This window comes from Sphingomonas hankookensis (genome assembly GCF_028551275.1).
Taxonomy (GTDB): domain Bacteria; phylum Pseudomonadota; class Alphaproteobacteria; order Sphingomonadales; family Sphingomonadaceae; genus Sphingomonas; species Sphingomonas hankookensis_A.
On sequence record NZ_CP117025.1, the window covers coordinates 732,571 to 752,669 of the forward strand.

A 20,099-nucleotide genomic window follows, 5' to 3' on the forward strand; every position below is an offset into this window, starting at 1 on the left:
CGTTTGCTTCGAGCGCAGGTTCGAGCCTGTCGAGAACTGAAGTCGAGAAGGGGCTGCCCCGACCACCGGGTTCTCGACGGACGCTTCTCGACAAGCTCGAAGCTGCTCGAACCGAACGGGTGGGTATGGACTCCGTTCGTCCTGAGTAAGGGCTGAGCGTAGTCGAAGACCTGTATCGACAGGCTCAGCAGCTACTCAGGACAAGCGGGGGCGGCAGCGAAGGTAGGCCGCTTACGCCGCGCACTTGTTCGCCGCCCGCCCCTTCGCCACGTCCGCCTTCATCGCACCCGAAATCTTGTCGCCATAGACGTCGGTCAGTTCGCCATAGACGTCGCAGGCTTCCTTGGTCTTCTTCAGCCTGGTCAGCGCATCCGCAAGATAGAACAGACTGTCGGGCGCGCGTTCACCGTCGGGCATGTTCTTGTAGTTATCGTAGAATTCGCGGCTGGCGAGGCTGGGTTTGCCGTCGTCGAGATAGGACCGGCCGATCAGGTTCTGGGCATAGCTGGCGCGGCGGTGTTTCGGGTATTTCGCGACGACCGGGCGCAGGGCGGCAATGGCTTCGGGATAGAGTTTCGCGCTCCACAGGCGGAAGCCGTAGAGATAACCGTCGTCGGCCGCGTCGCCGGTGGCGGGCTTGTCGATCGCGGCGATGCGGGCGGCGCGCGCCGGGTCGGCGGTGGCGGCCGGTGCGGTGACGGCGGGCGGGCGGACGGTGGTGCCGCCGAGCGTGCCGCCGCCATTGCCCGGACCGCGCGTCGCGGGGGCGGCGGTGTCGGTCGAGGTGTCGCCCGAGGCGGCGACCGCGCCCGGAGTGGCGGGGGCGATGGCGGGCGCGCCGGCCGATTCCAGTGCCTTCAGCTTCGCATCGGTCGCGGACTTGTATGCCTCGAACGCCGATTCGAGCTGGCGCAGCTTGTATTGCGCCTGTTCGAGCTGGCCGGTCAGCGACTGCTGCTGCGATTCGAGCGCGTCGACCCGCGAGGTCAGCGTGGCGAGCGGGCCGCTCGACGGGCTACCGGGAATTTCGGTCGGCTGGGTCGGTGCGGTGATCTGCGGTTCGACCTGGTTGGGGGCGCCGCCCGAAAAGACTTTCCGCTGCACGGCGCGCATCTCGCGCTCCAGCTTGTTGACGCGCGGTTCGATCTGGCTGGTGGTCTGGGCGGTCGCCGGCCATGCGGCGAGCAGGGCGAGAAGCGGCAGGGCTTTGAAATGGCGCATGAAAACTCCCCCCGGAGCAGGTTGGACGGGCCGCTGGAAACTAGGCAGGCGAGCTGTCGCCACGCTTAACCGGCGGGTGACGGCGTCGGCGTGGGACTGGCCGCGCCACGGTTGCGCAGCGCTTCGGCACTCAGCGCGACGGTGACCGGGCGTTCGCCGGTGCCGAGCGGTGGCACGTTCGATCCGTTGACGGTGACGGTCAGCAGGTCGGGACGGCCGGTGCGGATCTGCGGGTTCTTGGCGGTCATCGGCACGTCGTAGCGATCGCCCTCCTTCATCTCCTTGTTCACCAGCGTGCCGGTGTCGTCGAAGATGCGGACCCAGGTGGTGCCGGTGGCGGTCAGCGTCACCTGTCCACCGCCCGCCGGGACCGGCGGGGCGACGGGGGCGGTGCCGCCGGTCGCGGGCGTGGCGGTCGGCGGCAACATGCCGAGGTCGCCGGCGACGGTCGCCTGCGGATTGGCCGGTTCGTCGCGGCGGAACAGCGAGGTGCCGAAATACAGGCCGACGCCCAGCAGCAGGACGATGGCGATCACCGCGGCGATCACGACGACGCTGGGCGAGGGGCCACGGCGCATGTCGATCGGTTCGAGGTCCTGGAGCGGTTCGGGGCGCTGGTAATTGGCGGCCAGTTCGGCACGCAGCGCGCGCGCGACCTCCGTCTCGTCCACGCCGACCGCGCGGGCATAGGCACGGCCGAAGCCCATCGCATAGGTGATCGACGGCAGCGCCTGAAACTTGCCGTCCTCGACCGCTTCGAGGTGGCGCAGCGGAATCCGCGTGCGCTGCGCGACGTCCGACAGGGTCAGGCCCTGCGCCTCGCGTGCCGAACGCAGCATCATGCCCGCCGTGCGTGGCGCGCCCGTGGTGCTGTCGCCGTCCATCATCACTACCCTTCCAACCCGCTGATCGTCCGCCCCCGGTCCATGGGCGGTTTCGGCCAGCGCAGGGCGGCTGTCAACGCCGGAGCGGGCGGATGGCGGGGAATTGGGGTGGGGGCAGTGCGTTTGGGGCAGGCCCCTCCACCACCGGCTTCGCCGGCGGTCCCCCCCCCGCGGAGCGGGGAGGAGCTTTTAGGACAGTTCTACGCCGTTGGTTTTTGCCCAGTCTTCGAGGGCGGGGCGGAGGGTTCTGGCGGGGGTCGCCAGCAGACGGTCGATTTCGGCCATTGCTGCCCCGCGGTCTAGCGAGCGGAGCATTGCCTTGACCGGGCCGACAGCGGCGGGGGTGATCGACAGGCGGTCGATGCCGAGTGCGATCAGCGCCATGGCCTCCAAGGGACGCCCGCCCATCTCGCCGCAGACGGCGACGGGCTTGCCCGCTTCCTGCGCCGCCTTCGTCACCCGGCGCAGGAAGCGCAGGATCGCCGGGCTGAGCCAGTCGTAGCGCAGCGCGAGGCGCGGGTCGGCGCGGTCGGCGGCGAAGAGGAACTGCGTCAGGTCGTTGGTGCCGATCGACAGGAAATCGAGGCTGGGCCACAGGAAATCGAGCACGTCGGCAAGGGCCGGCACCTCGAGCATCGCACCGTAGCGGATGTCGGTCGGCAACGGCTTGCCGCGCCCGCGCAGCCATTCGCGCTGCGCCTCGAACAGGGCGCGTGCTTCGTCGAATTCCCAGGGTTCGCTGACCATCGGGAACATGACGTTGAGGGTGCGGCCCGACGCCGCCTCGATCAGGGCGCGGGCCTGCGCCTTCATCAGCCCTTCGCGGCCGAGGGCGAGGCGCAGCGCGCGCCAGCCCATCGCCGGGTTTTCCTCGTCATGCCCCTCGGCATGGTCGAGATAGGGCAGCGCCTTGTCGCCGCCGATATCGACCGTCCGGAACACGACCGGGCGGTCGCCGGCGACGTCCAACACGTCGCGGTACAGGCGCTGCTGGCGCTCGCGCTGGGGCAGGGTGGCGGACACGAGGAACTGGAATTCGGTGCGGAACAGGCCGATGCCGTCGGCGCCGGTCAGGTCGAGCGCGGCGACGTCGTCGCGCAGCCCCGCATTGACCATCATCGTGACGCGGTGGCCGTCCTTCGTGACCGGCGGCTCGCCCTTCATCGCGGCGAAGGCGGCGCGGCGCTTCTGGGTCAGCGCCAGCTTGGCCTCGAACGCCTCCTCCATCGCCGGGGTCGGACGGATGACCAGCAGGTCCTCGACCGAATTGAGCAGCAGCCGGTCGCCCTCCGCGATCAGGCGGCGGATGTCGCGGACGCGGCCCAGGACCGGCACGCCCATCGCACGGGCGACGATGACGACATGCGCGGTCAGCGACCCTTCCTCCAGCACGACCCCTTTCAGACGGCGGCGGTCATATTCGAGCAGTTCGGCAGGACCGAGATTGCGGGCGATCAGGATCGTGTCCTGCCGCAGGCCCATTTGCGCGGCGGTGCCGAGCTGGCCCGACACGATGCGCAGCAGGCGGTTGGACAGGTCCTCCAGATCGTGCATCCGGTCGGCGAGCAACGGATCCTTGATCTCGCGCATCCGCATCCGGGTGCGCTGCTGCACGCGCTCGATCGCCGCCTCGGCGGTCAGGCCGCTGTCGATCGCCTCGTTGATCCGGCGCGCCCAACCCTCGTCATAGGCGAACATCTTGTAGGTCGCGAGCACCTCGTCATGTTCGCCGCCGACGCCGAATTCGGCCTGGTTCGACATGCGTTCGATCTGGTCGCGCATCTTGTCGAACGCGGCATAGACGCGGTGGCGCTCCGCCTCGACATCCTCGGCCACGGTATGTTCGATGACGATGCGCGGCTGGTGGAAGACCGCGACGCCCGCCGCCATCCCCTCGACCAGCTTGAAGCCGGGCACGCGCACCGCGCCGGTCGCCTGCGGCCGGGTGGAGGGCGCGCCGGTCGCGTCGATCAGGTCGGCATTGGCGATCAGTTCGGACAGCACCATCGCGACGGTCTGCAACGCCTCGATCTCGACATCGGCATAGCGGCGCGGATCGGCATGCTGCACCGCCAGCACCCCGACCGCGCGCTCGCGGCGGATGATCGGCACGCCGGCGAAGCTGTGATAGATTTCCTCGCCCGTCTCCGGCCGATAGGCGAAGTCGGGATGGGTCGCGGCCTCGGCCAGGTTCAGCGTTTCGACATTGGCGACGATGGTGCCGACGAGGCCTTCGCCGGGCGCCAGCTTGGTGACGTGCACCGCCTCCTGCGACAGGCCGACCGTGGCGAAGAGTTCGAGCAGCCCTTCGCGCAGCAGGTAGATCGAGCAGACCTCGCTATCCAGCGCCTCGGCGATGATGCGGACGACCGAGTTGAGCTTCGCCTGCGCCGGACTTCGCGACGCCATCACGTCGTGAAGGTTCGTCAGGATTTCGCGGGCGGAGGCGGTGGCCGAGACGGGCATGGACGAGGGCTAACACGCGAAGGGCGGGGCGTCATCACGGTTTAGGGTGACGTTGGGGAAATTGGGGGTTGGGGGGAAGGGATTCGTATCCCCGCGCAGGCGGGGATCCAGGGTCACGATAGCCGGCCGTTGTTATGCTGGGCCCTGGACCCCCGCCTGCGCGGGGGTACGGTGTGAGCTGGGTAGGGTCGGCCCTAGAGGTTCCGCACCAGCCGTTCGGCCACCGCGATCCAGGCGCAACGCAGGGCCACCGGGCTGGCGCCGAGCGTCGCGGGGAGGATCGATACCATGTCGCCATCGAACGCGAGCAGCCGGCCGAAGGCGAAGCGGCCGGCAGGCGCGGGGGCCAGCACGTCGCGGTGGAGCGCGGCGATGTAATCGGCGGGGGCGAGGCGGCGGCACCAGATCATGTCGCCCGCGCGATAGTCGCCGGTGGTCGCCTGCACGATGATCGCGATCAGGTCGCCTTCGCTGCGCGGCGGGGTGACGCTCATCGCGCGGCGGGGAGCGCTGGCCCCGGCGCCGTCGAGGATCGCGGCGACGGGCAGGTCGGGGCGTTCGGGCAAGCGGACGAGATCGGCGGCATCGACCGCAAGCGCGGCCGCGATGCGGTTGAGCCAGCCGACCGAGACGGTGCGGGTGCCGGTTTCGAGGCGGCCGATGGTCTGCGCCGTCGTGGGCGGTACGCAGCGGATCGCGACCTCCTCCAGCGTCAGTCCCTGTGCGCGGCGGACTTCGCGGATGGCGGTGATCATGTCGGTATCCTTTGTCCGCAAACCAATCTGGTACAAACGCTTTCCTACAAAGGTGCCGCCATGGCAACCCCGTCACTCAATTGGCAGGTGGAGGCGGGTTTGCGCGAACTGGTGGAGCGGCGGCTGGCGGACGGACGGGTGCGCGACGAGCCGGGCGGGCGGCGGGTGCAGGTGAACCTGCGCGAATCGCCGCTCGACTGGCTGCGGTCGCGGTCGCTGGTCGATGCGCGGCAATATGAGGCGGGCGAGCGGCTGCGCGGCGATTATGAGCGCGCGGCGCTGGGGCCGCGGGTGACGATGCGCTGGGACGGTGCGCCGCGGGGGGCGAAGGGGGTTCCGGGCGATCCGTCGGGCGGACAGGTCGCGGCCAAGGCCCGGTTCGACGCGGCGGTGGCGGCGGTCGGGCCGGGGCTGTCGGACATCTTGTGGCGGACGGTATGCGCGAACGAAGGGCTGCCGGCGGCGGAGAAGGCGCTGGGATGGCCGGCGCGGGCCGGGCGGCTGGTGCTTACGCTGGCGCTCGATCGGCTGGCGGCGCATTACCGGCTGAATGTATGAAGCCGGCACCGGCCCGCTCCCCCTCCCCGCCACCCATTCAGGATACTGGCGTGGGTGGCGGGGAGGGGGAGCGGGCCGGTGCCGTCACTATCACGAACCGCCGGTACGCCCAGCCGATCCCGATCAGCGCGCCGCCCAGTGCCATGAACGAGAGGATGCGCAGCACCCCTTCGAGCGCAGAGGCGTCGATCAGGAAGACTTTGAGCGTGGTGAGCGTCAGCAGCGTCAGGCCGAAGCGGCGCAGGTCGGCGCTGTGCCGCGCGATGCCGCGCCACAGCCACAGGATCGCCAGCACCAGCATCGCCGCCGAATAGCCGCCATTCTCGCTCAGGCCGACCGGGCCGGTGAGGAGGCTTCCTTGCGCGATCTGCCGGATGGTGGCCAGCGTCGCGGCGAGGGTGAGCAACGCGGCGATCAGGCTGCGGCGCGGCAGGCCGGTCAGGCGCCAGACGATCGCGGAGGCGAGGGCGAGGTGGAGCGTGACGGCGTTGAGGATCGGGAGCGCGCCGACTTCCTGCGGAACCCATGCCGGGTTGAGGCCGAGCAGGTCGAACCACAGGATGCGCGCAAGGGCCAGCGCCACCAGCGCCATGGCCAGCGGGCGGTGGCGGAACCAGAGCAACCCGCCGGCGATCAGTGTCAGGTCGGTCAGGACGGCGCGTTCGATGAAGCCCCGGCTGCGGAATGCATCGGGGGTGGCGACGGCGAGCGGCTGTTTGAGCAGGACGTAGAGGCCGGCGATGGCGATCGCAGCGGTTGCCGGCAGGATGATGCGGCGGGCGGGGCCGAAAAGATCGCGTTGCCACCGACCTGCGCCGAGCAGGGCGAGCGCCGGGATCACCAGCAGGCGCGCCGCGTCGCCGGCCGGGGGGAGGTGGAGATAGGGCAGTTCCTCCCAGATCATCGAGACGGCCAGCGCCTGCGCGACGTCCGACAGCGGCGGCAGGGCGAGGGCGAGCAGGACGATCACCAGGAAGAGGGCGAGGCTTTGCGGGATGGCAGGGTCGAACCGGGCGGCGGCGAGCAGGATGCCGAGCGCGGCCAGCGGGGCGAGCATGGCGAAGGCGGGCGGCAGGATCGCGGCGACGGCGAGGCCCAGCCCAAGCGCGGCAACGGCGACGCCGCCGACCAGCCCCAGATCCCCCCGTCCGGCGCGGTCGCGGTGGCGGTGGGCGGGGAAGGCTGCGGCGAGCGCTAGGGCTAGGTCGGCGAGCGCCCAGCCGATGGGGGGCAGGAGCGACGGCGCGACGATCTGCGCCACCAGCAACGGCGCGGCGGTGCCGGCCAGCGCGACGACGGCCCAGCCGGGCGCGCGGCGCGAGGCGGCGCCTCCGCCCGCGCCGAACAAGAGCAGCGCGACAGGCAGCGCCAGCGGCGTCGCATTGCTGCCCTGCACCAGCCCGAGCGCGACGAGCAGGGTGACGAGGAGGGCTGCGCCGATCGCGGCGGGCAGCAGCGTGGTGTCGCGCCATGCGAGGAACAGCGCGGCGGCGGAGAGGGTGAGGTAGAAGCTCCACGCCAGAGCGGAAAAGTCGAGCATCGGGGCCAGCGCCAGCATCTGCACCAGCGCGACGATGACCGGCGCGGCGCGCAACCACGGGCGGGCGATGGCGGCACGCGGGGCGGCGAGGCTGCCGCCGATGGCCAGCGCGATCAGGAACACGCCGATGCCGCCGAGGCTGGCCGGGGGGACCAGCGCGATCAGCAGGCCGACCCAGCCGAACGCCGCGACCAGCGCCGACAGCGCCAGCCACGCCCAGCCGCGCACGATCGCCAGCGCCAGCAGGGCGGCGACGAACAGGCCGAGATAGACGAGCAGCGCGCCGATCCCGGCGGCGTCATAGCCCGCGACCAGCGGCGCGGCGAACCCGCCGACCAGCGCCATGACGGCGGTCGGCGGCCCGTGGCGCAGCGCGAGGAACAGGCCGAGCGCGGTGACGCCCAGCATGATCGCAAAGCCGGTCGCCGGGCCGATCAGGTGATAGAGCGCGGCGGCCAGATAGAGCGTGGCATAGGCCGAGGCGATGCCGGCGCCGGCCAGCACCTGCGCGATCCGGGGATCGTCGCGGGTGGCGGAAATGCGGCGCGCACCCTCGCTGCCGGCCAGCAGTACGCAGGCGAACAGCGCGGCGAGCACGGTGCGGATCGCCGGGGGCAGCCACCCCGCCTCGATCGACAGGCGGACGAGGAAGATGCCGCCGACGACCAGTGCCAGCCCGCCGATCCACACCGGCAACCGGCTGCCGACCAGCGTTTCGAAGTCGATCCTCGGGCGGGATGGGCGGGCGATGGTCGGGCGGGGGCGGGGCGCGGTTGGCGATGCCGGCGGCCGGGCGGGAACGGGTGCCGCCTCCTCCGGCCGGACGATGGGGGGCGTGGGAGCGACCAGCCGCGCCTCCAGCGCCGCGACGCGCCGGTGCAACCGGGCCAGCGCGATCGACAGGGCGATCACGGCGAGGAGGAGGACTATCGTCACCGCCGTCGATTGTGGCACAGGCCGGGGGCCGGTGTCGCCCCCTTCGGGACCAATGGAGATGCACCCATGAAGATATACGGATCGACCATCTCGCCCTTCGTGCGCAAGGCGGTCGTCTTTGCCGAGGAAAAGGGGCTGGCGGTCGAGCTGGTCCCGACCGCGCCGGGGGACACCTCCCCGGCGTTCCGCGCGATCAGCCCGTTCGGTCAGATTCCGGCGCTGGTCGATGGCGACTACACGCTGGCCGATTCGACCGCGATCGTCACCTATCTGGAGGCGAAGCATGCCGAACCGGCGCTGATCCCCGCCGATCCGCAGGCCAGGGGGCGGGTGATCTGGTTCGATGAACTGGCGGATACGATTGTGTTTGGGGTCGGGCGGGCGATGCTGTTCAACCGGGTGGTCGGACCGTTGTTTCGCGGCGGCGCGGGCGATGCGGCGGTGGCGGATGCGGCGGAGCGCGACCAGTGGCCGGCGATCCTCGCCTATGTGAACGGCGCGATCGGGGGCCGGGCGTTCCTGGTCGGCGATACGCTGACGCTGGCCGATATCGCGATCGCCAGCGCGTTCGGCAGCGCGCTGCATGCGTGCGCGCCGGTCGATGCGGCGGCCTATCCGGATCTGGCGCGCTATCTGGACGCGATGCTGGCACGGCCCGCCTTTGCCACGCGGCTGGCGGGGGAGCGGGCGTTTATTCAACGCGCGCGTGAAAAGGTTTCGGCATGAAGTTCGCGTTTGTGAAGTGCCATGGGTCGGGGAATGATTTTCCGTTGATCGATGCGCGGGAGATGGCGCTGTCCGATGGCGAGTGGGCGCGGGTGGCGCGGGCGCTGGCGGACCGGGCGGGGGATGTCGGGGGTGACGGGCTGTTGCTGCTAACCGGTTCGGACCAGGGCAGTATCTTTGGGATGCGGATGTTCAATCCCGATGGGTCGGAGGCGGAGACGTGCCTGAACGGGCTGCGCTGTACCGCGCGGCTGGGGTTCGAGGTGACGGGGGCCGGCGAAGGCCAGGTGCGGTTGAAGACCAGCGTCGCACAGGCGCGCGCGGTGGCGCCGATCGCGAGCGGGGTGACCACGATCGAGACGAGGGTCGGGCCGGTATCGCTCAACCCCGGCGATGTCGGACTGACGGTCGGCGACGCGCCGTTCGTCGATGCGGTGATCCCCGGCCTGCCGAGCGCGCGGCGCTTTACCGCGGTGGCGATGCCCAATCCGCATCTGGTGGCGTTCGTCGAGGCGGTGGACGAGGCGGAGCTGGTCGCACTGGGCGACTGGTGCGAGGCGGCGCCGGCGCTGATTCCGACGCGGGCCAATGTCAGCTTCGTCGAGGTGCGCGAGACCGAGCATGCGCCCGCGCTGTTCGTGCGCACCTATGAGCGCGGGGTGGGGCTGACCAACAGCTGCGGCAGCGCGATGGCGGCGTCGACCCATGCGGCGGCGCGGACGGGCCGGATCGGCTGGGGCGTGGAGACGCGGGTCTTCAATCGCGGCGGCATGGTGCGGGCCAAGGCCGATGCGGACGGCGTGGTGACGATCGCGGGCAATGCGACGTTCGAGTGGGACGGGGAGATCGAGGTCGATCCGGCGACCGGCGGCGTGGGGGCGCTGCGGATCGTGGCGCGGCGGGAGGAGGAGGTTGCGGCCTGGGAAGGGATGCTGGCGGGGTTGTGATCCGGCACCTTCGCGGTTGTTTCGTGCAGAAGAAGAAGCGGGACCCCGGATCAGGTCCGGGGTGACGGGTGGGGTAAGTGCCGCGCACCAGCCGCGCCACCTGCCCCCCCCCCGTTGGCTTCGAGCGGAGGTTCGAGCTTGTCGAGAACCGTAGTCGAGAAGGGGGTGGCCTGAACTCCGGGTTCTCGACGGGCGCTTCTCGACAGGCTCGAAGCTGCTCGAACCGAACGGTGTGGGTGGGGATAAAACGGGGTGGGTGGGGATAGGGGCTGCCCGTGCTTCGATACGGGCCTTCGACTTCGCTTAGTCCCTACTCAGCATGAACGGTTTCGCGTGAAGGGAAGATCAGGCCGTTTCCCTCGGGCCCTACTCCGCATCAACGGTTTCGCGCGAAAGGGGAAGGTCAGGCCTTCCGCCCCGCCATCGCCGCTTCGACCGAGGCCAGCCCTTCGGCGCTTGCGATGGCGAGGTCGAGCGGGCGGCCGCCCAGGGTTTCGTCATGGGCGTTGAGGAACGCCATCGCCGCGTCGCGTTCGCCGAAGTGGCGGAAGGCGCTGGTGGCGACCTGGCCCTGGCGGGTGGCCTGATCCGGGGTCAGGCGGACGGTCGTGTATTTGCGGCGGAACTTCATCGCGCCGGGGCGCGGCGTCGTCGGTTCGGCCGGGGGGGCGGCCGGAGTTTCGGCGACCGGCGTGGGATCGAGCACGGCGGTCATGCCGCCACCATCCGGCCCGAGGCGCCGAGCAGGTCGCGCAACGCCGCGATCCGGCGTTCATAGCCGCGGGCCATGCCGCCATGGGCATGCGCCGCCTCAACCGAATGGGCATGGGCGGCACGCATCAGGGACACCTGATGACGGTGGAGAAGATCGTTGAGGTCCATATTCGACGCTCCCGACGGCGTAAGCGGAAGCGCGTGCGTCTCCCGGTCGCTGGCGCCTACGGACCATCTGCCAACGATATGTCTTATGTGGGGGTGCGGACGACGATCCGCCATGCCCCGGCGAAAACGAACCAAATGGGAACATTCCTGTTGACATCGTCACGCTGATATGGCACAAAACAGGAACATCGGGAATTGTAGGGATCGGGGCCGGGCGGAAACGTCGTCGGCCCCGAACCGCGTCTGGGGGGTGGGGACATGGCGAGGGAACAGGTTCTGACGACGGGGACCAATCGTCCGGTACAACAGCAGCGCACGGACAAGGGATGGACGCCGAGCCGGCGGGAGCGGTTCCTCGATCATGTCGCGGCGACCTGCAATGTGCGCGCCGCGACGGAGGCCGTCGGCCTGTCTCAATCGAGCGTCTATGCGTTGCGGCGGCGCGATCCGGCATTTGCCGCGCAGTGGCGCATGGCATTGCTGGCCGGATATGACCGGCTGGAAGAGATGCTGGTGTCGAAAGCGATCGCCGCGCTGGAGGGGGTGGCGGTGGGCGATCCCGACACGGTGGTCTGCGGCGCGATCAGCATCGAACAGGCGATCAAGCTGCTCGACCGGCATCGTTCGATCGTGAAGGGCGGCAGCGGGCATCGCGAACAGCGTTCCCGTGCGACCCAGGCCGAGACGGACGCGATGCTGATCGCGCGGATCAAGGCGATGCGCGGCAAGCAGGAGCGCCGGGTATGAGCGGCATCGACCCGCTGGTCGCGGCCATGACCGAATTGAGCGACGCACAGCTCGAACGCTTTCTGATGAAGGTCACGCCGCATCGGCGCAGCGAACTGGCGACGCGCTTCAGGCTGTGGGCGCATGACGGACAGACGATCGCGGACAATGACTGGACGGTGTGGCTGATCCAGGCGGGGCGGGGGTTCGGCAAGACCCGCGCCGGGGCCGAATGGGTGTGCGCGCGGGCGGCGGAGCAGGGCGATTTGCGCATCGCACTGGTCGGGGCGACCCGGCGCGATGTCGAGAGCGTCATGGTGCGCGGGCCGGCGGGGGTGCTGGCGATCGGGCGGCATTACGGGTCGGTCACCTATCGTCCCTCGCGCGGCGTCGTGGAGTTCGGATCGGGGGCGGAGGCGCATGTCTTTGCCGCCGAAAGCCCCGACGGGCTGCGCGGGCCGGAGCATCATATCGCGTGGTGCGACGAGCTGGCGAAATGGCGCAACGCCGATGCGACCTGGGACAATCTGATGATGGGGATGCGGGCCGGGGAGCGGCCGCAGACGCTGGTCACGACCACGCCGCGCGTGATCCCGCTGCTCAGGCGGATACGGGGGATGCCGGGGGTGCGGATCACCGGCGGGCGGTCGCGCGACAACCGGCATCTGGCGGAGAGTTACTTCGCGCAGATCGAGGGGGCCTATGCCGGCACGCGGCTGGGGCGGCAGGAGCTGGAGGGCGAGCTGATCGAGGATGTCGCGGACGCGCTGTGGTCGCGCGCGATGATCGAGGAGCGGCGGGTGGACGCGGTGCCGACTTTGGTGCGGGTGGTGATCGGCGTCGATCCGCCGGCCGGGATCGGCGGCGATGCGTGCGGGATCGTCGCGGTCGGCAAGGGTGCGGACGGATACGCCTATGTACTGGAGGATGCGAGCGTGTCGGGCCTGTCGCCCGAGGGCTGGGCATCGGCGGTCGCGGCGTGCGCGGCGCGGCATGGCGCAGACCGGGTGGTGGCGGAATCGAACCAGGGCGGGGCGATGGTCGCCAGCGTGCTGCGCGCGGCGGATGCCGGATTGCCGGTGCGGCTGGTCCATGCGTCGCGGGGCAAGGCCGCGCGGGCCGAGCCGGTGGTGGCGCTATATGAAGGCAGGCGGGCGTTTCATGTGGGGGCGTTTCCGGCGTTGGAGGACGAGCTGTGCGGGCTGGTGGCCGGCGGCGGGTATGAGGGGCCGGGGCGGTCGCCGGATCGGGCGGATGCGCTGGTGTGGGCGATGTTCGAGCTGATGCTGGGGGGGAAGGGGAGGCTGTGGTTCGGGTTTTGTGAGTTTTGGGGTGGCGTTGGGGTCGTGGGGACGGGGTTCTCGACGGGCGCTTCTCGACAGGCTCGAAGCTGCTCGAACTGAACGGGGTGGGTGGGGGAGGGTGGGTACTTGCACTTTGGCGTTCCCGTCTGCCCCCTTTCCTTCTGAATTCTTCCCCGTTTGCTTCGAGCGCAGGTTCGAGCCTGTCGAGAACCGTAGTCGAGAAGGGGGCGCCGCAAGCGCGCCGGCTCGACCGAAGGAGAAGAAGCGGGACCCCGGATCAAGTCCGGGGTGACGGGTGGGCGTGGTTCGCTTCGTTTCTCGCCGTATCCCCGCGAAGGCGGGGATCCAGGGTTATGGGCGGTGGCGTTTGCGGCTCTGGACCCCCGCCTTCGCGGGGGTACGGCCATCGACTCGCGGTTTGTGGCGAGCCCTGCGTCGGGGCCCCCGCCTTCGCGGGGGTACGTCCATTGCTCGCGGCAACGTCGCCGCGTCATCGAAACCGACCGGGCGCGGCCCGGCAACAGGAGAACGAACATGAAATGGTTCGGACGCAGGTCCGGGCGCGATGGCGTGCGTCCGGTGTTGGCGCGCGGTGGCGCGACCTTGTGGCGCGACGGCAGCGGGCCGGCGGCGGGGGATTGGGCGCAGGGCTATGAGGCGCAGCTGCGCGAGGCGTATCTGGGCAATCCGATCGCACAGCGCGCGGTGCGGATCGTCGCCGAAGGGCTGGCGTCGCTGCCGGTGAAGGGCGACGCGCGGGCCGTGGCTTTGGTCGCGGCGCGGTCGGCGGGGCAGGATTTGCTGGAGAGCGTGGCGGCGCAGCTGCTGCTGCATGGCAATGCCTATGTCCAGATCATCGACGATGGCGCGGGCGGGATCGGCGAGCTCTATGCGCTGCGCCCCGAGCGGGTGACGGTCGAGGCGGATGCGACCGGGTGGCCGGTCGCCTATCGCTACCGGGTGGGCGAGCGGGTGCTGCGGATCTTGGGCGAGGGTGAGGGCGGTCGGCCGGGGCTGGTCCATCTGCGCGGCTTTCATCCGCTGGACGATCATTATGGGCTTGGGTGCCTGGGCGTGGCGGCGGGGGCGGTGGCGATCCACAACCAGGCGGCGCGGTGGAACAAGGCGCTGCTCGACAATGCCGCGCGGCCTTCGGGCGCGTTGGTCCATGATCCGGGCGATGGCGGGGTGCTGTCGGGCGAGCAGTTCGAACGGCTGCGCGCGCAGATGGACGATGCCTTTGCCGGCGCGGCCAATGCCGGGCGGCCGATGCTGCTCGACGGCGGCCTCAAATGGCAGGCGATGAGCCTGACCCCGGCGGACATGGATTTCGTAGGGTTGAAGGCGCAGGCGGCGCGCGAGATCGCGCTGGCGTTCGGGGTGCCGCCGATGCTGCTGGGGCTGCCGGGGGACAATACCTTTGCGAACTATCGCGAGGCGAACCGGGCGCTGTGGCGGCAGACGATCGTGCCGCTGGGCAACCGGGTGCTGGGCGCGATCGGGCAGGGGATCGATGGCTGGCTGGGGACGGGGGCGCTGGAAATCGAGGTCGAGGCGATTCCGGCGCTCTCCGACGAGCGCGACCAGTTGTGGACGCGGGTCGCGGGGGCGGATTTCCTCAGCGATGACGAGAAGCGGGCGTTGGTGGGGATGTGATTCTCGCCACCGGCGTCATCCCGGCGAAGGCTGGGATCTCCTGGTGGGGTTCGGTCTGCTTGCCGCGAGAGACCCCAGCCTGCGCTGGGGTGACGTGCGCGGCGAGGGGGATCAGCGCGGCGGCTCGGGCAGCGTGCAAACCAACGTCGTGCGGTCGAACCGGCCGCCGGCGTCGAGGCAGCGTTTCCCTTTGAGGAACGGCAGCGCGAACAGGAAGGCGAGGAGCGCCGCGGCGAAGGCGGCGGCGATGATGCGGAGGCGCGGTCTCACGGGCGTGGGCTAGCGCGGGCATGAGCGGGAGACAAGACATGGGCGATACGGGGCTGCTGGCGCAGTTGATGGGGCAGGCGGCGGACGATGGCGCCGACCTGCAGACGCTGCGCGCGATTGCGGAGGAGGCGGGCGAGCTGGGCGCGACGCGGGCGATGGCCAGGATCGGGCTGTCGGATGCGGCGGCGGCGGGCGACGTGCAGGAGCTGCGCGAGCTGTTGAAGGCGTGGCGCGATGCCAAGCGCTCGGCGCTGCGGGCGGCGGTGGCGTGGGTGATGCGGATGGCGTTCGCGCTGCTGCTGGTCGGGATCGCGGTCAAGACCGGGTGGCCTGAGTGGGCGCGGTGAGGTTCGCCGGGTACGCCGCGATCTTCGGGCGGGCGGATCGGGGCGGGGATGTGGTGTTGCCGGGGGCGCTGGTGGCGGCGGGGGCGGTGCCTTTGCTGTGGCAGCACCGGGGCGATCCGATCGGGACCGTCGAGTGGCTGGGCGAGGATGCGCGCGGGCTGCGGGTGATCGCTCGTATCGATGGCGGAGAGGCGGCGCGGCTGGTGCGGGCCGGGGCGGTCGACGGGCTGTCGTTCGGCTATCGGGCACGGTCGGTGCGGCAGGGGGCGTGGCGGACGATCGCCGCCGCCGAGCTGATCGAGGTGAGCGTGGTCGCGCAGCCGATGCAGGTGCTGGCGCGCATCCATGCGGTCGAGGACGGGTGACGGGTCGCGCGCTTCACAAACTTTTCCACAACGGGGGTGTCGCGGGTCGCGGCGCCCCTTTTTTCATGGGGACGACGAGTATGACGATCGAGACGCTGGCGGGGAGCTTTTCGGGTGTGGCGGCGGGCGGCAGCCGGCCGATGCTGAGTGCCGAGGTGCAGGGCGGCGGCTTCGGCGCGTTCGTGAGGAGCGGGATGACCGTCGAGACGAAGGCGGTGGCGGGGACGTCGGATGCGGCGGGCGGCTATGCGGTGCCGCGCGAGATCGATGCGATGATCGGCGCGACACTGAAGAGCGCCAGCCCGATCCGCGCCATCGCGCAGGTGGTGACCGTCGGGTCGGCGGGGTATCGCAAGCTGGTGACGAGCGGGGCGACGCCCTCGGGCTGGGCGAGCGAGGGCGGGGCGCGGCCGGAGACGGCGACGCCGACCTTCAACGAGATCGCCCCGCCGATGGGCGAGCTGTACGCCAATCCGGCGGCGAGCCAGGCGATGCTGGACGATGCCGCGTTCGACGTCGAGGTGTGGCTGGCGGGCGAGATCGCCGGCGAGTTCGCCCGGGCCGAGGGGCAGGCGTTCGTCAACGGCAGCGGGGCCGGGCGACCGCGCGGGTTCCTGACCTATCCGACCGCCACGACCGGCGATGCGGTGCGTGCCTTCGGGACGCTGCAGCATCTGCCCAGCGGTGCCGCGGCGGATTTCGGGAGCGATCCGGAGAACCGGCTGATCGACCTGGTCCATGCCTTGCGCGGCGCGTACCGGCAGGGCGCGTGCTGGGTGATGAACGCGCAGACCGCGGCGCGCATCCGCAAGTTCAAGACGGCGGACGGCGCGCTGCTGTGGACGCCGGGTCTTGCCGAGGGGCAGGCGAACACGCTGCTGGGCTATCCGGTGGTCGAGGCGGAGGACATGCCCGACATTGCGGCGGGCAACTTGCCGATCGCGTTCGGCAATTTCAAGGCGGGCTACCTGATCGCCGAGCGGGCCGAGACGCAGATCCTGCGCGATCCCTATTCGAACAAGCCGTTCGTCCATTTCTACGCCACCAAGCGCGTCGGCGGGGCGGTGATGAATTCAGAGGCGATCAAGCTGCTGAAGATCGCGGCGTAATCTGGCGGGGCGGGGGAAACCCCGCCCGTTTTGTTGGCAATCCAGCGCAGCTGGATTGCGGCGGCACCGGCCAGTGCCGGGTGAACAATGCCCCGCATTGTTCAGATCATGCCGGGGCATGATCGACCCGACACTCCCCCACCCGGCCACCCATCAAGAATACGCTGTGGCTGGCCGGGTGGGGGAGTGGGCCGGTGCCGCATCCGCCGTGAGGCGGCAAACCCAAGGAGAAACACATGAGCGCAGCGCCCTTTCCGGCGGCGGTGGTGGCGGGGGTGCGCGTGGCGGCGCGCGACCATCTGCGGATCACCGGGACCGCGGAGGATATGGTAATCGACCGGCTGGCGGAAAGCGCGCTGGCGCTGGCCGAAGCCTATACCGGCAGCGCCATCATCGCCCGGCCGCACGAGGCGATGATGGCGGCGTCGAACGAGTGGCGACCGCTGCCGGTCGCGCCGGTGACCTCTATCACTGCCGCCATGCCGGTGACGGCGATCGATATCGATGCGGCGGGCATCGGATGGGTGCGGATGGCGGCGGCGGGGCCGGTGCGCTTCGTCGCGGGGCTGGCGGCGGAATGGAGCGCGGTGCCGCCGCCGGTCGCGCAGGGGATCGTGCTGCTGGTCGCGCATCTGTTCGATGCGCGCACGGCGGCGGCGGCACCTCCGGCGGCGGTGGGGGCGCTGTGGCGGCCGTGGCGGCGGATGCAGCTGGCGGGAGTGCGGCGATGATCGGGGCGCTGGAGCGGGCGGAAGCGCTGGGCGAGCGGCGGGCGGTGGTGGTGCGTGAGCGGGTGGCTGCGGCGGCGGAGGAGGTGCCGGGGGTCGCGGCGGAGGTCGTCGGCGATGGCGTGGTGCTGTCGGGGCGGAGCCTTGTGCGGCGGACGGTCAGCGATCCCCGGCTGCAGGCTGTGGCGGGGTGGGGGCGATGATCGCGGGGACGTTGTTGCAGGCGATGCTGGTCGCGCGGCTGCGGGCGGTGCTGACCATGGCGAGCGTGTTCGATGCGCCGCCGGTGCGTAGCAGCCGGCCCTATGTCGTCGTCGATACGCCGGTGCTGACCGACTGGGGCACCAAGGATGCCGCCGGGCGCGAGGGGCGGGTGGTCGTGCAGCTGTTCGACGGCGGCGAGGTGCCGGTGCGGTTGCGCGACCTGGCGGCGGCGGCGGAGGTGGCGGTGTTGTCTGCACCCGCCGGGTTGGCGGGGTGGCGGGTGGTGAGCCTGTCGTTCGTGCGCAGCCGGGTGCTGCGCGAGGGCGACGGCTGGGTCGGGGCGCTGGAGTTTCGGGTGCGGATGCTGGCGGGGTGAAGGGGGCGCCCTCACCCTTCCGCGGCTGCGCCGCTCCCTCCCTCTCCCGGTGGGAGAGGGAATGTTGGAGGGGTCGGGGGCGGCCCAATGGTCATTCCCGCGCAGGCGGGAATCCATTGCCGCCGACGCCGAAGAAAGATGCGCAACCGCTGAGCAAATGGATTCCCGCCTTCGCGGGAATGACGAAGGGGCGGGTGGGGCGCGCTTTGCCTGGACACGACGTACCCCGGCGTAGGCGGGGGCGAGGGTCGGCGCGACCGGCGAAGAGGAACGCCATCTCCGTACCCCCGCGCAGGCGGGGGTCCAGGGTTGCTTTGCGGGCGGTGGCGTTCGGGGCTCTGGATCCCCGCCTGCGCGGGGATACGGTCGTCATGACTAGGCCGCCGATCGCAACCGGGTCTGGGTCCCCGCCTGCGCAGGGATACGGGGTTGGTCGGGGCGCCCCGTTCCATCCCCGGACGTACCCCGGCGGAGGCCGGGGTCCAGTTTGGTGGCGATTTCGATCTTGCAGCAGCGCTTCCCGACTGAGCCCCGGCCTTCGCCGGGGTGCGGGAGGGGTGTGTGCGGTGGGCGTCATGAGATGCGGCGGGAGACCCCAGCCTTCGCTGGGGTGACGTTCGGTGCGCGGTGACGGATATTTTTCAGGAGAACATCGATGGCGGCGGAGAAGGGTAGTGCGTTCCTGTTGAAGATCGGGAACGGGGCGGTGCCGGTGGCCTATGCGACGGTCGCGGGTCTTCGGACCACGCAGCTGAGCGTCAATGGCGAGGCGGTGGCGATCACCAGCAAGGATTCGGGCGGGTGGCGCGAATTGCTGTCGGGGGCGGGGGTTCGCTCTGTCAGCGTCAGCGGTGCGGGAGTGTTCACCGGATCGGCGGCGGAGGTGCGGCTGCGCGGCAATGCGATGTCGGGCACGATCGACGACTATCGGCTGAGCTTCGAGAGCGGCGAGACGATGACCGGGCGGTTCCTGGTCACGCGGCTGGATTATGCCGGCGATTATAATGGCGAGCGCAACTACACGCTGGCGCTGGAATCCTCCGGCCCGGTGGTGTCGGCATGAGTGCGCCGGCCAATCCGGTGCGGGGTGAGGCGAGTGTCCGCGTGCATGGCGAAACGTTGGTGCTGCGACCGAGTTTCGCGGCGCTGGTCGCGGCGGAGGCGGAGGTCGGGTCGCTGTTCGCGCTGGTCGAGCGGGCGGCGGCGGGGCGGCTGACGCTGGCCGAGCTGGTCGCGCTGCTGTGGCACTGCCTGCGCGATCCGGCGCCGATGGGGCGCGAGGCGTTTGCCGAGGGGGTGACGGCGGGCGGGATGGCGGCGGCGACCCCGGCGCTGAAAATCCTGATCGCGCAGATCTTGGGCGGGCGGTGAGCTTCGCCGAGGGGGCGGGGCGGATGGCGGGGCTGGCCGGTGTGGCGTTCGGCTGGGGGCCCGACGCCTTCTGGTCCGCGACGCCCGCCGAGCTGGCGGCGCTGGTGCAGGCGGTGCAGGGCGATGCGCCCGACCCCTGCGACCGGATCACGATCGACCGATTGAAGGAGCGTTTTCCCGATGGATGAGGAAATCGAACGGCTGGTCGTGCGCGTGCGCGCCGATACCGCCGGGTTCGCGCAGGATGTGGCGACGATGCAGGCGAGCCTCGACGGGCCGTTTGCGGGCGGGATCGACCGGGCGGGGCGGGCGGTCGAGACGACGCTGGCGCGCGCGATCCGCAGCGGCAAGCTGGGGTTCGACGATCTGCGCGATACGGCGCTGAAGGTGCTGGGCGAGATTGCGGCGGCGGCGGTGGTCGGGGCGGTGACGCCGGGGGCGGTGGCGGGCTGATCGCTTTGCTGGGGCAGTTGATCGGCGGGGCGCCGGGGCGGGCGACCGGCGGTCCGGTCAGTCCACAGCGGCCCTATTGGGTCGGTGAGCGCGGGCCGGAATTGTTCGTGCCGACCAGCAGCGGACAGGTGGTCGCGGCACAGGGCGGCGGTGCGCGCGAGGTGCGGGTGGCGATCACGGTCAACGCCGCCGGCGGCGACGCGCCCCGCGCGCTGCAACAGTCGAGCCGGCAGGTCGCGCGGGCGGTGCGCGCCGCGCTGATGGAGGCGTGAACC

Annotated in this window: 23 protein-coding genes and 1 pseudogene; 16 read left to right on the forward strand and 8 right to left on the reverse strand. The window is 70.7% G+C overall.

Annotated elements, in window-relative coordinates; all coding sequences use genetic code 11:
• Positions 1-231 precede the first annotated feature (231 nt).
• The 4 genes from PPZ50_RS03565 to PPZ50_RS03580 form a co-directional block, all read right to left on the reverse strand.
• Positions 232-1,221 (reverse strand): tetratricopeptide repeat protein, encoded by a 990-nt coding sequence (locus tag PPZ50_RS03565; protein WP_066690078.1) that lies wholly within the window; start codon positions 1,219-1,221, stop codon positions 232-234.
• Between the two features lie 65 nt (positions 1,222-1,286).
• Entirely contained in the window at positions 1,287-2,105 is an 819-nt protein-coding gene (locus PPZ50_RS03570; protein WP_198158540.1) for a helix-turn-helix domain-containing protein, read from the reverse strand.
• Positions 2,106-2,294: 189 nt separating this feature from the next.
• Positions 2,295-4,571, reverse strand: a complete 2,277-nt coding sequence (ptsP, locus tag PPZ50_RS03575; protein WP_066690080.1) for a phosphoenolpyruvate--protein phosphotransferase — start codon at positions 4,569-4,571, stop codon at positions 2,295-2,297.
• A 194-nt stretch (positions 4,572-4,765) separates the two neighbouring features.
• Positions 4,766-5,326 carry a helix-turn-helix domain-containing protein gene (locus tag PPZ50_RS03580; RefSeq protein WP_066690085.1) on the reverse strand — a complete coding sequence of 187 codons (561 nt, stop codon included), beginning with the start codon at positions 5,324-5,326 and terminating at the stop codon, positions 4,766-4,768.
• Positions 5,327-5,386: 60 nt separating this feature from the next.
• Between PPZ50_RS03580 and PPZ50_RS03585 the strand changes: the two genes are divergently transcribed.
• Positions 5,387-5,884 (forward strand): DUF6456 domain-containing protein, encoded by a 498-nt coding sequence (locus tag PPZ50_RS03585; RefSeq protein ID WP_232307943.1) that lies wholly within the window; start codon positions 5,387-5,389, stop codon positions 5,882-5,884.
• 37 nt (positions 5,885-5,921) lie between these two features.
• On the opposite strand, the gene PPZ50_RS03590 is transcribed toward PPZ50_RS03585, so the two are convergent.
• Positions 5,922-8,360, reverse strand: a complete 2,439-nt coding sequence (locus PPZ50_RS03590) for a DUF2339 domain-containing protein (protein ID WP_198158541.1) — start codon at positions 8,358-8,360, stop codon at positions 5,922-5,924.
• Between the two features lie 66 nt (positions 8,361-8,426).
• Between PPZ50_RS03590 and PPZ50_RS03595 the strand changes: the two genes are divergently transcribed.
• Positions 8,427-9,086: a glutathione S-transferase family protein gene (locus PPZ50_RS03595; RefSeq protein ID WP_066690090.1), complete on the forward strand. Its 660-nt coding sequence runs from the start codon at positions 8,427-8,429 to the stop codon at positions 9,084-9,086.
• A complete protein-coding gene (gene dapF / locus PPZ50_RS03600; RefSeq protein ID WP_066690092.1) occupies positions 9,083-10,033 on the forward strand; it encodes a diaminopimelate epimerase in 951 nt (316 codons plus the stop codon). The genes PPZ50_RS03595 and dapF overlap by 4 nt, the downstream gene beginning before the upstream one ends.
• A gap of 403 nt (positions 10,034-10,436) precedes the next feature.
• On the opposite strand, the gene PPZ50_RS03605 is transcribed toward dapF, so the two are convergent.
• Both PPZ50_RS03605 and PPZ50_RS03610 read right to left on the reverse strand, forming a co-directional pair.
• Positions 10,437-10,748, reverse strand: coding sequence for a hypothetical protein (locus tag PPZ50_RS03605; RefSeq protein WP_232307944.1), 312 nt, complete (start codon positions 10,746-10,748; stop codon positions 10,437-10,439).
• On the reverse strand, positions 10,745-10,915 hold the full coding sequence (locus PPZ50_RS03610; RefSeq protein ID WP_164523936.1) for a hypothetical protein: 171 nt from the start codon (positions 10,913-10,915) through the stop codon (positions 10,745-10,747). Before PPZ50_RS03610 ends, PPZ50_RS03605 begins: the two co-directional genes overlap by 4 nt.
• 258 nt (positions 10,916-11,173) lie before the next feature.
• Between PPZ50_RS03610 and PPZ50_RS03615 the strand changes: the two genes are divergently transcribed.
• The 3 genes from PPZ50_RS03615 to PPZ50_RS03625 all read left to right on the forward strand — a co-directional run bounded on the left by PPZ50_RS03615 (position 11,174) and on the right by PPZ50_RS03625 (position 14,601).
• On the forward strand, positions 11,174-11,662 hold the full coding sequence (locus tag PPZ50_RS03615; RefSeq protein WP_066690094.1) for a hypothetical protein: 489 nt from the start codon (positions 11,174-11,176) through the stop codon (positions 11,660-11,662).
• The gene (locus PPZ50_RS03620) at positions 11,659-13,044 is read left to right on the forward strand and encodes a DNA-packaging protein (protein WP_272815711.1); all 1,386 of its coding nucleotides are present in this window, start codon (positions 11,659-11,661) and stop codon (positions 13,042-13,044) included. The genes PPZ50_RS03615 and PPZ50_RS03620 overlap by 4 nt, the downstream gene beginning before the upstream one ends.
• A 435-nt stretch (positions 13,045-13,479) precedes the next feature.
• Positions 13,480-14,601 carry a phage portal protein gene (locus PPZ50_RS03625; RefSeq protein WP_272815712.1) on the forward strand — a complete coding sequence of 374 codons (1,122 nt, stop codon included), beginning with the start codon at positions 13,480-13,482 and terminating at the stop codon, positions 14,599-14,601.
• Between the two features lie 111 nt (positions 14,602-14,712).
• Here PPZ50_RS03625 and PPZ50_RS03630 read toward each other — a convergent pair whose 3' ends face one another.
• A complete protein-coding gene (locus PPZ50_RS03630) occupies positions 14,713-14,871 on the reverse strand; it encodes a hypothetical protein (RefSeq protein ID WP_157092725.1) in 159 nt (52 codons plus the stop codon).
• A gap of 20 nt (positions 14,872-14,891) precedes the next feature.
• Between PPZ50_RS03630 and PPZ50_RS03635 the strand changes: the two genes are divergently transcribed.
• From PPZ50_RS03635 to PPZ50_RS03680, 10 genes and pseudogenes are all read left to right on the forward strand, one after another.
• Positions 14,892-15,218, forward strand: a complete 327-nt coding sequence (locus PPZ50_RS03635; RefSeq protein WP_232307945.1) for a DUF6127 family protein — start codon at positions 14,892-14,894, stop codon at positions 15,216-15,218.
• Positions 15,215-15,583 (forward strand): HK97 family phage prohead protease, encoded by a 369-nt coding sequence (locus tag PPZ50_RS03640; protein WP_232307946.1) that lies wholly within the window; start codon positions 15,215-15,217, stop codon positions 15,581-15,583. Before PPZ50_RS03635 ends, PPZ50_RS03640 begins: the two co-directional genes overlap by 4 nt.
• Before the next feature lie 80 nt (positions 15,584-15,663).
• Entirely contained in the window at positions 15,664-16,692 is a 1,029-nt protein-coding gene (locus PPZ50_RS03645; RefSeq protein WP_066690104.1) for a phage major capsid protein, read from the forward strand.
• Between the two features lie 236 nt (positions 16,693-16,928).
• Positions 16,929-17,423 carry a hypothetical protein gene (locus PPZ50_RS03650; protein ID WP_066690105.1) on the forward strand — a complete coding sequence of 165 codons (495 nt, stop codon included), beginning with the start codon at positions 16,929-16,931 and terminating at the stop codon, positions 17,421-17,423.
• On the forward strand, positions 17,420-17,623 hold the full coding sequence (locus PPZ50_RS03655) for a hypothetical protein (protein ID WP_066690106.1): 204 nt from the start codon (positions 17,420-17,422) through the stop codon (positions 17,621-17,623). Before PPZ50_RS03650 ends, PPZ50_RS03655 begins: the two co-directional genes overlap by 4 nt.
• Entirely contained in the window at positions 17,620-18,000 is a 381-nt protein-coding gene (gene gp17, locus PPZ50_RS03660) for a tail completion protein gp17 (RefSeq protein ID WP_066690112.1), read from the forward strand. Before PPZ50_RS03655 ends, gp17 begins: the two co-directional genes overlap by 4 nt.
• Positions 18,001-18,655: 655 nt before the next feature.
• Positions 18,656-19,063: a phage major tail protein, TP901-1 family gene (locus tag PPZ50_RS03665; protein WP_066690114.1), complete on the forward strand. Its 408-nt coding sequence runs from the start codon at positions 18,656-18,658 to the stop codon at positions 19,061-19,063.
• Positions 19,060-19,371, forward strand: coding sequence for a GTA-gp10 family protein (locus PPZ50_RS03670; RefSeq protein WP_066690116.1), 312 nt, complete (start codon positions 19,060-19,062; stop codon positions 19,369-19,371). The genes PPZ50_RS03665 and PPZ50_RS03670 overlap by 4 nt, the downstream gene beginning before the upstream one ends.
• The gene (locus PPZ50_RS03675) at positions 19,368-19,559 is read left to right on the forward strand and encodes a phage tail assembly chaperone (protein WP_066690122.1); all 192 of its coding nucleotides are present in this window, start codon (positions 19,368-19,370) and stop codon (positions 19,557-19,559) included. Before PPZ50_RS03670 ends, PPZ50_RS03675 begins: the two co-directional genes overlap by 4 nt.
• Positions 19,552-20,096: pseudogene (locus PPZ50_RS03680) on the forward strand (tail tape measure protein). Before PPZ50_RS03675 ends, PPZ50_RS03680 begins: the two are co-directional and overlap by 8 nt.
• The last annotated feature ends 3 nt before the right edge of the window (positions 20,097-20,099 follow it).